The organism is Haladaptatus ordinarius (genome assembly GCF_054177595.1).
In genome coordinates, this window is the sequence record NZ_JBPEHH010000009.1 from 1 (window position 1) to 15,121 (window position 15,121).

At 60.6% G+C, this 15,121-nt stretch carries 17 protein-coding genes; 7 read left to right on the top strand and 10 right to left on the bottom strand.

All coding sequences use genetic code 11. From position 1 onward, the window contains the following. Positions 1-677 (top strand): transposase (locus ACR3FF_RS05235; RefSeq protein ID WP_458186674.1); only part of this gene is annotated, 677 nt, incomplete at its 5' end. Between the two features lie 550 nt (positions 678-1,227). Here ACR3FF_RS05235 and ACR3FF_RS05240 read toward each other — a convergent pair. Continuing rightward, positions 1,228-2,790, bottom strand: a complete 1,563-nt coding sequence (locus tag ACR3FF_RS05240) for a Na+/H+ antiporter NhaC family protein (RefSeq protein ID WP_458186675.1) — start codon at positions 2,788-2,790, stop codon at positions 1,228-1,230. A gap of 89 nt (positions 2,791-2,879) precedes the next feature. Between ACR3FF_RS05240 and ACR3FF_RS05245 the strand changes: the two genes are divergently transcribed. Continuing rightward, positions 2,880-3,104, top strand: a complete 225-nt coding sequence (locus tag ACR3FF_RS05245; protein WP_458186677.1) for a hypothetical protein — start codon at positions 2,880-2,882, stop codon at positions 3,102-3,104. Positions 3,105-3,280: 176 nt separating this feature from the next. Here the strand turns inward: ACR3FF_RS05245 and ACR3FF_RS05250 are convergent, their stop codons facing one another. After that, a complete protein-coding gene (locus tag ACR3FF_RS05250; RefSeq protein ID WP_458186679.1) occupies positions 3,281-3,481 on the bottom strand; it encodes a hypothetical protein in 201 nt (66 codons plus the stop codon). Positions 3,482-3,686: 205 nt separating this feature from the next. Here ACR3FF_RS05250 and ACR3FF_RS05255 point away from each other — a divergent pair, with 205 nt between their 5' ends. Then, on the top strand, positions 3,687-4,100 hold the full coding sequence (locus ACR3FF_RS05255; protein ID WP_458186681.1) for a hypothetical protein: 414 nt from the start codon (positions 3,687-3,689) through the stop codon (positions 4,098-4,100). Between the two features lie 94 nt (positions 4,101-4,194). Beyond that, positions 4,195-4,845 (top strand): hypothetical protein, encoded by a 651-nt coding sequence (locus ACR3FF_RS05260; RefSeq protein ID WP_458186683.1) that lies wholly within the window; start codon positions 4,195-4,197, stop codon positions 4,843-4,845. 87 nt (positions 4,846-4,932) lie between these two features. On the opposite strand, the gene ACR3FF_RS05265 is transcribed toward ACR3FF_RS05260, so the two are convergent. Together ACR3FF_RS05265 and ACR3FF_RS05270 are read right to left on the bottom strand one after the other, a co-directional pair. After that, on the bottom strand, positions 4,933-5,313 hold the full coding sequence (locus ACR3FF_RS05265) for a response regulator (RefSeq protein ID WP_458186684.1): 381 nt from the start codon (positions 5,311-5,313) through the stop codon (positions 4,933-4,935). Continuing rightward, the gene (locus ACR3FF_RS05270; RefSeq protein ID WP_458186686.1) at positions 5,306-6,781 is read right to left on the bottom strand and encodes an ATPase domain-containing protein; all 1,476 of its coding nucleotides are present in this window, start codon (positions 6,779-6,781) and stop codon (positions 5,306-5,308) included. Before ACR3FF_RS05270 ends, ACR3FF_RS05265 begins: the two co-directional genes overlap by 8 nt. A 143-nt stretch (positions 6,782-6,924) precedes the next feature. Between ACR3FF_RS05270 and ACR3FF_RS05275 the strand changes: the two genes are divergently transcribed. Next, entirely contained in the window at positions 6,925-7,590 is a 666-nt protein-coding gene (locus tag ACR3FF_RS05275; RefSeq protein ID WP_458186687.1) for a cyclase family protein, read from the top strand. Between the two features lie 227 nt (positions 7,591-7,817). Here ACR3FF_RS05275 and ACR3FF_RS05280 read toward each other — a convergent pair whose 3' ends face one another. Genes ACR3FF_RS05280 through ACR3FF_RS05290 form a run of 3 tightly spaced genes read right to left on the bottom strand, consistent with a single transcriptional unit; the run spans position 7,818 to position 10,629 of the window. Further along, positions 7,818-8,564, bottom strand: coding sequence for a ribonuclease H-like domain-containing protein (locus tag ACR3FF_RS05280; RefSeq protein ID WP_458186688.1), 747 nt, complete (start codon positions 8,562-8,564; stop codon positions 7,818-7,820). A 23-nt stretch (positions 8,565-8,587) separates the two neighbouring features. After that, positions 8,588-9,403, bottom strand: a complete 816-nt coding sequence (locus tag ACR3FF_RS05285; protein ID WP_458186689.1) for a hypothetical protein — start codon at positions 9,401-9,403, stop codon at positions 8,588-8,590. Continuing rightward, entirely contained in the window at positions 9,289-10,629 is a 1,341-nt protein-coding gene (locus tag ACR3FF_RS05290; RefSeq protein ID WP_458186691.1) for a PKD domain-containing protein, read from the bottom strand. The genes ACR3FF_RS05285 and ACR3FF_RS05290 overlap by 115 nt, the downstream gene beginning before the upstream one ends. Here ACR3FF_RS05290 and ACR3FF_RS05295 point away from each other — a divergent pair. After that, positions 10,616-10,984, top strand: coding sequence for a hypothetical protein (locus tag ACR3FF_RS05295; protein ID WP_458186693.1), 369 nt, complete (start codon positions 10,616-10,618; stop codon positions 10,982-10,984). The genes ACR3FF_RS05290 and ACR3FF_RS05295 overlap by 14 nt on opposite strands. Here the strand turns inward: ACR3FF_RS05295 and ACR3FF_RS05300 are convergent. The 3 genes from ACR3FF_RS05300 to ACR3FF_RS05310 form a co-directional block, all read right to left on the bottom strand. Beyond that, complete coding sequence (locus ACR3FF_RS05300; RefSeq protein WP_458186695.1) at positions 10,967-11,821, bottom strand: carboxypeptidase-like regulatory domain-containing protein; 855 nt, start codon at positions 11,819-11,821, stop codon at positions 10,967-10,969. The two genes, ACR3FF_RS05295 and ACR3FF_RS05300, sit on opposite strands and share 18 nt — an antisense overlap. A 232-nt stretch (positions 11,822-12,053) precedes the next feature. Continuing rightward, positions 12,054-12,422, bottom strand: coding sequence for a response regulator (locus ACR3FF_RS05305; protein WP_458186697.1), 369 nt, complete (start codon positions 12,420-12,422; stop codon positions 12,054-12,056). After that, the gene (locus ACR3FF_RS05310; RefSeq protein WP_458186699.1) at positions 12,415-13,890 is read right to left on the bottom strand and encodes an ATPase domain-containing protein; all 1,476 of its coding nucleotides are present in this window, start codon (positions 13,888-13,890) and stop codon (positions 12,415-12,417) included. The genes ACR3FF_RS05305 and ACR3FF_RS05310 overlap by 8 nt, the downstream gene beginning before the upstream one ends. Before the next feature lie 344 nt (positions 13,891-14,234). Between ACR3FF_RS05310 and ACR3FF_RS05315 the strand changes: the two genes are divergently transcribed. Beyond that, positions 14,235-15,098: a QcrA and Rieske domain-containing protein gene (locus ACR3FF_RS05315; protein WP_458186701.1), complete on the top strand. Its 864-nt coding sequence runs from the start codon at positions 14,235-14,237 to the stop codon at positions 15,096-15,098. Positions 15,099-15,121 lie beyond the last annotated feature (23 nt).

Consider the following 15,121-nt stretch of genomic DNA (forward strand, 5'->3'; position numbering starts at 1 on the left):
TCCTCGGGATCGAACCTGTTCGGGAGGCGTCGGCCTGGGAAGGCGACGCCTCCCAGATCGAGAGTCACTCGAAAGCCGACCTCGTCCGGCGGTTGCTGGCGCAGGCTGAACAACACGTCAAGATCCACAAACTGTTCGCCGACCGTGAGTTCGACTCCCTGGAAGTCCGGGACGTGATCGACCGCCACGACATCACTTATCTCATTCCCAAACCAGTCTACGCCGCCGATCTCGACCAGATCGAGAAGCTAGAAGCGCACCCGCTCGCCGACGTTGCCGTCGAGCGAGCGGTGACACTCTCCGTGGATGGCCGGTCACACGAGCTCAGTTTCATGTACGTTCCGTCGACCGAGAAAGACGGAACGTACGCCGTCTTCACGACGAATCGCGACGTAACACCCGACCAGGCAATGGGACTCACCGCTCAGTACAGCAGTCGGTGGCAGATTGAAAGCGAGTATAAGACAATCAAGCACCACTTCCTCCCCGCTACAGCCTCGACAGATTACCGCGTACGGCTCCTGTACTTCGTGTTAGGCGTCGTTATGTACAACATCTGGCGCCTCACGAACCTTCTGCTTCGTGAGGCGCTTGCCGTCGACCTCGGCGCAAGGCCGCCACTCCGAGCCGGCGAAATCGTCGAACTCGTCGGCTTCTGCCTCGCGCCGCCCGACTGATCGGTGAGAGACCGCCCAGACCGCGGGACTCGGGAGTGACAACTCCCTCCCGAGTCCCGCTTTGTCACTCCATCTCTTCGGATACTACGACTCTCCACCCAATCGGTGCACTGATCCTGTCGAGCCCACACTCACCTCAGCCGCGAAACACCGGTCTTCACCTCCATTTCGTTTGTATTTTCGACATCCTCCGAACCTGTGAAGATGAGACTACAGCAGGTATAGAGGGGCCAGAATGCACAATTTCAGCCAATCCATCCTTCTGCAAGCGCTTCAAACTGACTCTCAGGAGCCATTTCTGATTACTATTCTAACTCTTTCGCGAATTAGCGATGGTTTGAACCAGAGCTGCCGCTGCTCATCCAGCATTCATTGCCTTGAAACACGGTTCCTAGCCGATTCCAGTCCACTTCAACAACGTGAGAGCAGTGTTTGCCGTTAAAACAGGCGACTGTTCGTATTCGATAGTTTCAATATATTTTCAATAAATTGGTTACATCCTAATAGAATGCGAGACGCAACCAAATACGAAATAGAGGATTCGTTCCGGTTAGTCTGACGAAGATCCGAACGCGGTACCAACACTCAAGTCGGAATGCTGGGAGAGATAGTACGCGGCAGCGAAGAGGCCAATAACACCGATCCCAAGGAGAACAATCGGACCGACGCCGAAACCGCTCGCGAGGAATAGTCCTGTTGCAACGGTACCGCAGAGTATTGCATACGGGATCTGCGTGTTCACGTGATCGACATGATCAGACCCAGCGAACATCGACGAGAGGACTGTGGTGTCGCTAATGGGCGAACAGTGATCACCGAACAGCGAACCGGTGAGGATCGCTCCGATAGCTCCTGGCAGCGGCGCGCCAAGTTGGTACGCAAGGGGAACTGCGACAGGAAACATGATTCCCATCGTTCCCCATGAGGTGCCGATAGAGAACGAAATAATGGTCGCAGCGAGGAATACAACCGCGGGGAGGAGTTCGGGGGTGATGATACCCTCAGCAACGCTGACGACATAGGGACCGACGCCAAGTGCTTCACTAACTGAACCAATGGTCCACGCGAGCGAGAGCACGGCCACAGGGAACATCACCATTTTAAATCCCTCGAAAATGGCGTCGCTCACGGCTTCGAGTTCGACGCGGGCGTGTCCCACGAGAATAGCGAGCAACAGAGCGCACGCCGAGAAAACGCCCCAGAGGATAGCGTCGGCGGTGGCTGCGCCCTTCAGCGCCTCGATGGGGGTCTTCGAGGGCCATCCGCCAGAGTAAAGCAGTCCGAAGCCAGTGACGGCGACAAGTACCACGATGGGCGCCGCGAAGTACCACCAGCGTGAATCGACGTGGTCCGGCGTAACGATGTCCTCCTCGCGCGTCTCAAGGAGGGGGTCGGCATCGTCACTGAGAACCTTTCCATCTTCTTTCGCGCGGCGCTCGGCGCGCTTCATCGGGCCGAAATCCCAGTCCATCAGAACGAGGATGAATACGAGTACAACAGCGAGTAGGCTGTAGAACCTAAACGGGATGCTCTGGAGGAACACCACAAAGGCACTTTGGTCGATACCGAGTGACGTAAACTGCTCTCTGATAAGACCGACTTCAAAGCCGACCCACGTCGAAACGACGGCAACGCTCACGACGGGTGAGGTAGTCGAATCGAGCAAGTATGCGAGCTTCTCGCGACTGATGTCGAACTTGTCGGTGATTGGACGCATCACTGACCCCGTAATCATCGTGCTTGCATAGGAATCAACGAAGATGAGCATTCCTAGGACGCTCGTTCCTAACGCAGCCTGTTTCCGCGTCTTGATACGAGCGATGATACGTCTGGCGAGTGCGTTCATACCCCCGGAAAGGAAGATCATCCCGAGCATTGCGCCCGAAAGGAAGGTGAAGAGGAGGAGTTTACTATTGAATGATGCAGTCACGTTGTCGATGACCAACTGGAGGGAGTGTGCTGCCCCCGCAACGGGATTCCAGCCCATCAATATGGTAGCACCAATCCAGATTCCGGTGAACAATGAGAGGAGTACCTGCCGGCTTACCAGCGTCAAAACGATTGCAAAGAGCGCTGGGAGTAGACTGATGATTCCGTACGTTTCAGTGGGCATAACGAATGTCGTGTTTTTAACGATAGAATATAAATGTTCCACCTCAAGCTCAGATCATAAAATAGAAAGAATTTATAAATTTATTCAGCGTGAGCAATTACATCCTCCTCTACACCTTCAGCTTTTTCACGTTACTCGCCTACACTCCGCTCATCCTCGGTCTCGGCGCGCTCCAAATCGGACTCGTGTTCTTCACCTGGGGGCTGTTACTGATCGTCGGGTCGGCAGTTCTATCCTCCCGCCTGAACCGGCAGTTTGGGACGCCGGAGGCCACCGGCGGCGCGCTCGCCGTCTTCGCGGGAATTCGGGGATGATGTGGCTCTCGAGCGAGAGTACAACCCTCCCCACTCGTCATCATCGATGGATTCCTCTGTGGAATTCTAAATGCAAACCTGACGCCCCTTGCGATGGGGATTTTCTCTCCCGGCCGTTCAGTGGCCTCAGGGGCGTTCAATAGCAACTCGTACCGTATGCATTGAGACGACTGGTCTCAACTTCTGAGCAGCGGTCCCAAAAACTGAACGTCGGATGCCAGCGACTCGACGCCCCACCGATCGCTTTCGGGAGGACGTGCCGGGTCGTTCAGCGAGCGTTCGGCCGATAGTATCTCGGAGGCGATTCCGGCGACGAGACCGAGGAGCACGACCGGGCCAGCGGCGAGAAGCGACGAACTAGCTCCCGACTCCCGCACGGGAGTGACGAATCCCCGGGTAAACGATCGGAGACCAGCACTGCCGATACCGCCTGTGATGGCCGGCGCAGATTCCGGACGACCTGTCTCCTACCAAGATGGGTTCGAACAGGAGTCGGTCGACGACTTACTGGCATCCCTGGCGACTCTCGGGACGTGAGAATCAGAGTACGTTGCCATGAGTGTGGACGACCAACGACATCGTATGAATCAACGGAACGACCGAAACTCGGCTGGCGCAGGCATCGGGATTGGCGTCGGAAGCGGAGCCTTCCTCGGAATTCTCGTCGCAGTGTTGGTGAACGTGGAAATCACCTACGGCATCGTCTTCGGTGCAGGTGCCGGGGTGCTGGTCGGGTTACTCACAGGAGCCTTCGTAGACCGTCGCCTGCTGCGTGGCGAATCACCGAACGGCGTCGTTCTCGGAGCAAGCGTCGGTCTCGTCGTCGGAAGTGGTGTCGGTCTCGTCGCGGCGTGGGTTCTCTCGGCCAACGTCGGCGGCGGAATCGTCCTCGGTGCCGGAACGGGACTGCTCGTCGGCGTCCTCCTAGGCGGGATACTTTCCCGCCTGCAGACGAAACCGGCTGGGAGAGAAGGGGATAGAAAGCACGCGATGTGAACGGTCATCAACGACGTGACGTAAGTGACGAAGGTGTCGTCCGACGGAATTCCGTCGGAGAGAAAGACAGACGAACGACGGAGTAATGAGAAAGATGACAGAATCGACGACGACACGACGCACGGCAGTTGGACCGCTCGGTGATTACATCAACGACGAGAACGTCTTCGTCAGATTCGTCGCCCTCTGGGTCGTCATGCTGACGTTGTTCATGACTACGTGGTTCGTCGGCTATTACCTCCTTCCGGAGGGTCTACTCAGACCGACGAACAAGGCGACCGTCCTTCCCGAGTACGCAGGAACAGTGTGGCGAGAGTTCGCGATGATATTCGCCATCAACCTGAGTGCGTGCCTGATAATCGCAGCGTCGAACACCTTCCGCTCGGTTCGAACCCCTGCGGGTTACGTCACCGTCGCCATCGTCTGGGTGCAGGGTGCCATCACCTGGGGGACGAACTCCCTCGCCATCGAGGCCGGTCGGTTGGCTCCCTCGCTCTCGGTTCTTCTCGGTCGGAGCGGCATCTTCGAGTTGACCGCGTACGTCGCAGTCGCCGTCGCCACCCGCGAACTGATGCTCTGGCACCAGCAGTCGGGTCCGCGATGGCGCGAGGAGTTCGAACGAGTCCGGTCGCCGCGTGACTGGCACCTCTCACGAGGTGAGTGGTTCGTCTTACTCGGTGGGATAGTACTTCTGGCGCTCGCAAATTACCGGGAAGCGCTGATGATCAGTCGAGTAGTCGGGTAGCGATGGTGCGACAGAAAGATTCGTGACGACGTCTGGACTCGGTTCAGAAAGCCATCGAGGTGCAAGCCTCGCTCACCGTCGTCGAACTCACCGATGCATTCGGATGTACTCCATCAGGCCACGAATCGTCGCCTGCAAGTCCGCTTTGTCGACCGGCTTTTCGAGCAGTGTCTGCGCGCCGCGACTGACGGCTTTCTGGCGCATCGGCGGTGGAATCTCCGCAGCGAGAACGAGTATCGAGATGTCGCGGTCGTTCAACTGCTCGCACCGCTTCCAGATGTCCTCGGTGAACCCGTCCACGTCGAGGACTGCAAGAGCGACGTCGTCCCGTCGGCCGAGGAGGGTATCGAACTCACCCATGCTCGTCGCTATCTCGACGTCGTAGCCTCCCTCCTGGAGCAGGCCAGCGAGCAGTTCGAGGTTGCGCTCTTTTTTCCCGAGCGCGAGGATGAGTGCGGCGTCACTCATCGGTCGACTCCGTTGGCTCCCGTACCCACTCGGGAGACCCAGAGAGGATACCACTGAGTTCGGTCAGGGGTTCGCCGACTTCGATTCCCTGGTCGGTGATGCGGAACTCTCGAAGCGTCCGCTCGAAATCGCTCGTCCGCTTTTTCAGGACGCCGATCGCTTTGCGCATCTCACCCGCCGTTTCGAGATGTCGAAGGAAGACGATGTTGTCGGTGAGGTAGCTGATACCCGCCTCGGTGGCCCGGAACTCGCCGGTGACGGCGTCGATTTCGTCCACGAGGATGACGGTGACGCCCATCGACTTCAGATATCGACCGAGGACGTGGAGTTTCCGAACCAACCCGTCGCCGTCGTCGGTTTGAAGTGAGAGGTTGTACCCATCGATTCCGTCTATCATGACGATGCTCGTACCGTTCTCCTCGACCTCTCGACGGACCCTGGCGGCGAACTCGGTCGCAGAGAGGTCGAGCGGTTCGATTTCTTCGACAGTGAGTGACCCTTGCTCTTCCATCCGGCCCACCGGAATGTCGACGTTTTCACTCCGTTCGAAGAAGGTATCGCGGCTCTCTTCGAACATGTAGATGACCGAGTTCTCGCCGCGTTCTGCCGCCGCCTTCATGACCTGGGTTCCCGTCGTCGTCTTGCCGACGCCGGTCGGGCCGCTGATAACCGTGACCGTCCCCCGTTCCAGACCACCGTGGAGCAGGTCATCCACCCCGGCGACGCCCGCAGGGATGGATTCGATGTCGAACGGTCGAGTGGTCTCGTCGAGGGCGAGTTCGGGAGAGACCGAAATGCCACCCGCTTCGATACGCATCGAGTGTGTTCCTTCGTGGACGGACGACCCCCGGAACTTCGGGACGCGGATGGTACGTCCGTGCGAGGAGTGTTCGAGTTCGATGGTGCCGTCGGTCATGTACTGGAGGTCGTCGTCCGAGGACTCCTCGCTGTGTTGTGACGTGAACAGAATCGTCGCGCCCTGCTCTTTGAGATAATGCATGAACGCGATGACCTGTTTCCGGAACTGATACTCGTCCGAGGTAAGATAACGCAACCGAGTCAGTGGGTCGATGAAGACGCGGTCGGGGTTGAGCGATTCGACGCGGTCGGTAATCGCCTGCGTGAGCGGTTCCTGTTCAACCTCGCTCGGCGTGAAGATGTCGTAGGACTGGTCGTCGACGAACACGTCAGAGTCGGGACTCAAATCGAGAAAGTGCACGTCCGAGAGGTCGATATCGAGCGTCGCCGCGTTCGCCCGGATGTCCGCTTCGGACTCCTCTAGATTCACGAACAGCATCGTCTCCCCTGCCCCCACGCCGGCGGTGAGATAGTTCATTCCGAGTATCGTCTTGCCGGTGCCGGGGTCGCCGCGAACGAGGTAGCTGCGTTTTTCGATGAATCCACCGCGTAAAACCTCGTCGAGGCCCGCTGTCCCCGTCGAAATCCGCCGTAATGAGGAGTCGGTCATTCGTAGTGATGGTATTTTCAACTACGGAATTAAATCTCTATCGGAGAACGAATGATGTTCGTTGGCGAGGTATAACAACCATCGAATAGGACGTCGACTTCGACCAGCGAGCCTTTGTGTGAGACACGAGAACGAAAGACGAGATGTACCGTGACCTATCACACCCGCTGGACTCGGCGACGACGGTGTATCCCGGCGACCCGACGGTCGAAGTCACACCGCACGCGACCCACGAGGGAGAGGGCTATCGAGTCGCTCGACTCGAGTTCGGCACCCACAGTGGAACGCACGTCGACGCTCCCTGCCACACCGAACCCGACGGGAAGACGCTCGACTCGTTCGCCGTCGAGACCTTCGCGTTCGACGCACAGTTGCTCGACTGCACCGAGTCGGACGCCCGCGAATCTATCGAGCCCGACCGGTTGCCCGAACCGACCGACGCCGACCTGCTCGTGTTCCACACCGGCTGGGACGCCCACTGGGGGACGGACGCGTACTTCGACCACCCCTATCTCACTGCCGACGCCGCCACGTGGTGTGCCGACCACGGCTATCACGTCGCCGTCGACGCCCTCAGCGTCGACCCCACGCCGAGCGAAAATGCCCGCGAGGACGAACCCCAGGGCGTTCCCGCCCACCACGCGCTTCTCGGAGACGACCGCCTCGTCGTAGAGAATCTGACCGATCTCGATGGGTTGCCGGAGCGGTGCAGGCTGTACGCGTTCCCGCTCTCGGTCGGCGATGCGGACGGTGCGCCGATTCGTGCCGTGGCGGACGTGGGCGGTCGTGGCGTCGAACTGACAGAGTGACGTGTCCGATTTCGTAGTGGTGATACGAACGAACCAGCCCTCCGACTTCGATTGAACCTCGTCGTCTTCTTTCTCGCCGTCGTCGCGTGACCCTCACGGCCGTCGCCGTCGAGATAGCGGGAGGAGATAGCCTCCTATGGCTGCAACGTTCTTCGTCGCGTTTCTCTCTCTCGCACTAGGGCTCGAAGGCGCGTGGATACCCGAAAAACAGGGGTGAGCGAATCGACTCAGGGCAGATGACGGGCGAACACGTTCTCGTGGAGCGTGTCACTGACCCGGTCGAGGATGGTCTCTAGATTCTGCGTGTCGTACTGGTTGTACCGGACGAGCGTCTCGAGTGCGTCCTCGTCGCCAGCCTCGTACTGGTGCCAGAGCCGAACCGCGTCCTCGCCGCTGATGTCCATCCCGCCGCGACTGATGCCGAGGTCCGACTCGACCGAACTCAGGCCGCCGGTCAGACCGAGGCGCTTGCAGGGGTACATCAGATCGACGTGCGGGACGTCGAGTGACAGGTCGAACTCGTGTTCGAGGAAGGGTTGGTCGAACCGCTTGCCGTTGAACGAGACGAGCAGGTCGGATTTCCCTAGTTCGCGCTGGAGCGCATCTCGCGTGAGGTCGTCGCCGCGAACGAGCGTCTTCGTCTCGCCGCCGCGGTGGAGACTGACCGTGGTGACGACGCTGGAGTAGTGGCTCAGGCCGGTCGTCTCGATGTCGAAAAAGCAGGTGTTCGGGCGGAAGTTCTCGTAGAGTCGCCAACTCTCGCTGCTCGGGAACTCAGAGGCGAAAAACCGCGAGTTTCCGTCGTCCAGGTGCTCGCTCGCGGTGGCGATGAACGACTCGATACGGTCGGCGGTCGTACTGCCGACGAACGAGGGGTCGAACTCGTCCCAGTGGGTGATACCGTTGCGCCACAGTTTCTGTTCCGTCTTCTCGCCCACGCCGCGGACGGGAATGAAACTGTTCTCGATTCGCATTGCCGAAGGATGTGACGAGAGGGTTAAAGTCGTTGTCTCTTGTGGACGAGAACGACGAAGGCGGCGACGGCGACGAGGAATCCGAATCCCAGTTGGCCGTCGCTTCTCACAGTCTGCGTGGCAGGTGTCGGCGACGTTCGATCGGTCGGAGTGGTGTCGGCGGTGGTTCGAGTGTGCGGCGTTTGGACGCTCGAGTCGGTCGTCTCGCCGGAGTCGTCCTGGCCGGTATCGGCAGGCGGCGCATTTCCGGCGTTCGATTCCGAGGTGTTCGGGTCGTCTCGGTCGACCGCGACGACGACAGACGAGAGGTCGGACACGGTCGCAGAGAAGTTCCGGCCGTTCCGTGAAGTGGAAACCCGTCGCCAGTCACCGGTCCGTCGTTGCAAGAGCACTACGTCGGAGAGCGTCGCATCCGCCGGGAGCCCACCGGGCGCGAGCGAGAACCGAATCGACGCCGATGCCACGTCACCGGTTCTGACGTATCGCTTCTCGACGTCGAGAACCGCGAGCGCACTCGATGGGGAACGCTCCGTCGGCGTCCGTGCGGCCAGCGTGAGTGCGGTACTGGCGTCGTTCTGGTCGAACGTGACGCCGAACCGCGTGAACCGAACACTGGCCGCGCTCTCGTCACCGAGGTCGGCCCACGCCGTCACCCCGTCGCGTCCGTTGAGCAGGTCGACCGCCACGCCGTCGTCGCCAGCCACGACGTCGACGATCGGCTCGCTTAATCCGCCACCGCCGCCACCGCCACCGCCGCCGCCCGTTCGGTCGTTTCCGTCACCTGCGACGACTTCGAACGTCCGGGTCGCGGAAACCTCGTGGCCCGCGGCGGCGACCACGAGACGTGCCGTGTGATTGCCGGGGCGAGGTCGGACAGCGGTGCTTCGAGGGAGGTTCCGGACACCTCCTCGGAGACGCGCTCACCGTTGACGAACAACGACGCGGTTCCTCGGGCGAACGTCGCCGAGACGACGACGTTCGAAACCTGCGTACCGTTCGCAGGCCGGAACGATTCGATTTCGAGGTCGGGGGTGAAATCGAACCCGACGCGTTCTCGTCTGACGTTCCCAGCCCTGTCGCGTGCGGTGACGACGAGTTCGGTCGGCCTCCCGGCCCACCTCGAGGTGTCGAGGGCGACGGTCGCGGACCCTCGTACGTCTGCGAAATCGAGGCGGCCGCTCTCGCTTCGGTTCGTCCGGTAGAAAACATCGGAAATGGCGGTGTCAGTGACGGTCACGCGCAGGGGCGTGCCGGGACGGACGTCTGCCCGAGTCGCCTCGACGGCGAGTTCCGGCGGGTCGGTGTCGACCGTCAGCGTCGCCACGTCGGACGCCGACTCGTGGGGGAGGGGGCCGGATTCGTTCACCAGTCGGAACGCCACCGAGTGATTTCCGGAATCGAGACCGGTGACGGAAAGCGGGGAGGACGCCGGCCGCCACGCGCCGCCGTCGATGGCGTACTCCGCGGTCGCACCGTCTGCGTTCGCCACGGCGTACGAGAGCGTCGCTTCGCTCTCGTTTACGAACCACCTGTCGCTCCCCGCCCAAATGGCGGGGGTTTCGGTCACGGACACGTCCATCGTCACGGCGTCGGCGTTCCCCGCGCCGTCGAACGCGATAACGCGTACCGTGTGCGACCCGACCGACTCGAACGCGTGTGAGACGGTGGAAGTCTCCGTCTCGACCGTCGTCCCGTCCTCGAACTCCCAGACGTAGCGAACCACGCCACCCGCGTCGGTCGTCCCCCCGGCGTCGAAGGTCGCAGGCACACCGACGGCGGTCGTCGTCGGGCCCGAGAGGTCGGCGACGGGTGCCCGCGTGTCCGATACCGAAATCGTCGCGTGGGTGCTCGCCGACGCACCGTCGTCGTCCATAGCCGTCACGGTCGGCGTGAACGTTCCGGATTCGTCGTACACGTGCGTCGCATTCGACCCAGTGGTCGTCGCGTCGGTGATGCCATCGCCGTCGAAGTCCCACCGGAACTCGGTTATCGCACCGCTTGCATTCGCGCCGAGCGAAACGGTGTCGCCGAGTTCCGCAGTAGTGGGAACGGTGACCCCGGCCACCTCGGGGGGGGGCTTCGGAGAGCGAGACCGTCACGTCGGTCGGACCGCGGACGTCGAGGTCACGAACCTCGCCGCCGGAAAAGCGGTTCGTATCGGGATGGTGGACCCGAACGGTCACCTTCCCAGTGAGTTCGAGACCCGGCGTCCCTCCGGCGACGAGGGTGCCGTCGGCGTCGGTTCGGAACGTCGCGTTCGTCGTCGCGCCCGTCGGACTCCGGTGGACGACCGTGACGCTCGCGTTCGAAACCGGCGTCCCGTCGTCGTCGCGGACCGTGACGTTCGTAGCGTAAGCAGGGGGCAATCGGCGCGCGAAGTGGTGCGATTCTGTCGCCTCGAACTATTCGATCGCGAATAGGTCGGAGACACCGTCTCGAGGGAGGCCGTCCTGCGAGAAGGTGAGCCAGTGAAAAGTCGACCCCGTCATTCGGTCGTCGAAGGGTACCGTGGTCTCGAACTCGCCGGAATCGTTCAGCGAAAAGGAGCGATTTTCGAGCCGAGAGTCCGGCTGGTCCGACGACGTGAAGACCCGCCCGGTTCGGATGCAGACCGTTCCGGACGCTGGTGCATCGTCGTGGCCAGTCAGTTCGCTGGACACGTCGATGGTCTCTCTCCACTCGTCCAGTCGAATCGTCAGCGTCGTCTCGTTGGTCACGGTGATGGCGTAGCGGTACCGACGCTGAACGAACCGCAGGTCGGTCAGTGCCGGTTGGACGACGACGGACACGTTTCCGGCGACTTCGATTCCGGCGAACGGAGCGTCGTGGGCGCGGTAGAAACCGTTCGGGTCGGTTTCGCCGAGAGTGCTGACCGAAGCGTCGGAGTCGGCGTCGTAGTCGCGTATCGAAACGTTCGCGCCGGAGACGGGTCGTCCACTCGCGTCGAGGACGTGACCTACCGGAACAGTGATTTTTGAAATATTTTCCGATAATTGACCTATGGCATACATATCAGTGACGCCGTCTCGCTCCCAGTAGTGGTCAGTCGTTCGCTGGGTGAACGCGATGGTTCCGTTGCCCGTCACCGCGAACGAACCGTTCTCGTCGGTGACCGTCGGACGATCCGTATCGTAGTCGAATTGCCAGACGAAGCCACCCGTCAACGGGTCGCCGTCGGGACCGACGACAGTGCCCGAGACGGTGCTCGACGTTCCCGAGTTCGTCGGGACGCGAGCGACCGCCGGAGCGAGGGCCACGACGAACACCAATCCGACGAGGAAGAGTACGAGGAGTCCAGTCGTCGGTTTCGAGTCGTCCGGAGCTGTCCGTCGAATTATCGCTTTCTATATACTAACTTCTGCGTGATAGAACATATTGCAGAGAGGTAATTCGTCACCTGTGACTGGGCAGCTATATAAGGAATCATGACAGTTCCGGGTGTGTATCGAAGGCCTCGGCAGGAAACCCGCCGAGTCAGACGTGAGACGGTCAGTCTTCGTCGAGCATCCCGCGAATCGTCGCCCGGAGGTCGGCCCGTTCGACCGGCTTTTCGAGGATAGAGCGGACACCGCGACTCACTGCCTCGCGCCGAAGGTGTGCGGGGGTCGAACCGGTGAGAACGACGGTCGAAACGTCCCGCGTCTGGAGATACTCACATCGTTTCCAGAGGTCCTCGGTGAACCCTTCGGTGTCGAGGACCGCGATAGCGACGTCGTCTCGCCGCCGCAGGACGCCGTCGAACTCCTCGACAGTCGACGCGACGTACGTCTCACACCCCTCCTCGCGTACCAGGTCGGCGAGGAGTTGGAGGTTTCGCTGATTCTTGCTCAGCGCGAGGACGAGCGACCGTTCAGTCATCGTATAGTTCGTCACGCGAGACGGTCCATTCGGGCGACCCCGAGAGGACACCACGGAGACCGGTCAGGGGTTCGCCGACTTCGATTCCCTGGTCGGTGATGCGGAACTCCCGAAGCGTCCGCTCGAAATTGCTCGTCCGCATCTTCAGGACGCCGATCGCTTTGCGCATCTCACCTTCGATTTCGAGATGCCGAAGAAAGACGATGTTGTCGGCGAGATAGCTGATACCCGCCTCGGTGGCCCTAAACTCGCCGGTAACGGTGTCGACCTCGTCCACGAGGATGACGGTGACGCCCATGTCCTTCAGATAGCGCGAGAGTGTGTGGAGTTTGCGAACGAGCATCTCCTCGTCTTTCCCGCGCACGGATAGTTTGTACCCCTGAAGACCGTCTATCATGACGATACTGATGTCGTTTTCCTCGACCTCTCGCCGAACGTTGCGCGCGAACTCCATAGCGGAGAGGTCCAGGGGTTCGACCTCCTTGACCGACAGCGCACCCTCTTCGATCATCTCTCGAACGGGGATATCGACGGCCCCGGTTCGCTGCATGAACGTCTTGCGACTCTCTTCGAACATGTAGATGAGCGAGTTTTCGCCGCGTTCTGCCGCCGCCTTCATGAACTGGGTCCCCGCCGTCGTCTTGCCGACGCCGGTCGGGCCGCTGATAACCGTGACCGTCCCCCGTTCCAGGCCGCCGTGAAGCAAGTCGTCGATTTCGGGGACGCCGGACGGTATCGATTCGGGAACGAACTCCCGACTCGAACCGTTCGGTGTGAGTTCCGGATAGACGGCGATACCACCCTCTCCGATTCGCATCGAGTGGTGGCCTTCGTGGATGGACGACCCTCGGAACTTCGGGACGTTGATGGTTCGGCCCATCTCGCCGTGTCTCAGTTCGATGGTGCCGTCGGTCATGTACTGGAGGTCGTCGTCCGGAGAGTGAGCGGAGTGCTCGGAGGTGAGCAAAATCGTCGCGCCCTGTTCTTTCAGATAGCGCATGAACGCGATGACCTGCTTTCGAAACTGGTAATCGTCGGAGGTGAGATGGCGAAGTTTCGTGAGGGGGTCGATGAAGACGCGGTCCGGATGAATCGCTTCGACGCGGTCGGTAATCGCCTGCGTGAGCGGTTCCTGTTCGACCTCGCTGGGCGCGAAGATGTCGTAGGACTGGTCGTCGACGAACACGTCGGAATCGGGGCTCAAATCGAGAAAGTGCACGTCAGAGAGGTCGACACCGAGTGTCGCCGCGTTCGTCCGGATGTCCGCTTCGGACTCCTCTAGATTCACGAACAACACCGTCTCCCCCGCCCCCACGCCGGCAGTGAGATAGTTCATCCCGAGTATCGTCTTTCCGGTACCGGGGTCGCCGCGAACGAGATAACTGCGGCCCGGAATGAGACCGTCTCTAAGTATCTCGTCTAACCCGGGCACGCCCGTCGAGATTCGTTTCGGCGAACTACCACTCATACAGGTACGGTATCGAACCAGGACACATATATCTTTACTGGGCGCGAAAGTAAGTAAATCGGAGGTATAGCGGCGCTAAGGTGGGGTTCGTGTCACAAAGGCAATTACGATGGGTGAGTACGCCGCTATCACGGTGGGTTCCGAGACGACCGACGACCAGCGTGAGTCGAGTGGCGTGTGACGCGCAGGAAACGTGTGATTTCGTGGTGGCGGTTCGAAGTAAGCTACCCGGTCCATCGGATGGGTCCGCGAATAACAAAGAACGATGGGTCCCTAGCGACAGCGATTGCGCTGACTGCGTCCAGTTTCCCACTGCACCGCAGGGAGCGCGGGAGAACACATGTATGTCAGAGGCGGATAAGTATCCGGAAGAAACGTCTCGCCGTCGTTTCGTCAAAGGAGTCGTCGGAAGCGCGACATTGGCAGGTATCGGCACGGGAACGGCAGCGATGTTGAACACAGCGACGGCACCGTCGGGAGCGGGTGGCGGTATCGTCCAGTACTTTGGCGTCGAGAACACTGCTGGCCCTGCACCGAGAGCGATGCCCCAGATTCCGGTCGAAATCGACGACAACGGCGACCTACGAGGGGTCTGGCCGAACGTGCAAGAGGAACAACAGGAAGGACGGACGATAACCGTCGCACAACAGCAACTCGGTGGCGTCACCTACAGCTCGGAGTGGTTCCAGTATTGCGGCGTCCAGACGTACCCCGGCGTCAAACCGGACGCGGACCAGGACAACTTCTTTCGGTACACGTCCTCTTCGCAGTACGAGTGGCAATCGGAGGAGGTTTCGGGTGGCGACAGGGTGAACGTCGCAGATTTCGACGACTATCAGACGTGGGGGAACGGCATCGGCGAATCGGGACTCGGCAAACCGGCCACGGCGACGTGGCGTTCACAGGACGTGCCCCCGAGTGGGACGATTCCTGTCCAGATAATCCGGAGCACCCGGATCGCGGAGATGGCGAATCAAAACGAGTGGTTGCAAGCCAGCACGGAAGAAGGGTTCGTCGCCATCATGGACAAATGCACGCACTTCTGTTGCGTCCCGCTGTTCAAAGGCGACCCGGGTAGCGCGAAGTTCAACGCTGCCAACGAAATCTACTGTCCGTGCCACCAGTCGGTGTACGACCCCTTCTCCATCGAGAAGGTGTCGTTCGTCGCGCTACCGCGACCCGAAGACGATTCGGGCGGGGGAGGATAGTTCGCGTGGATGCGCGTGACGAC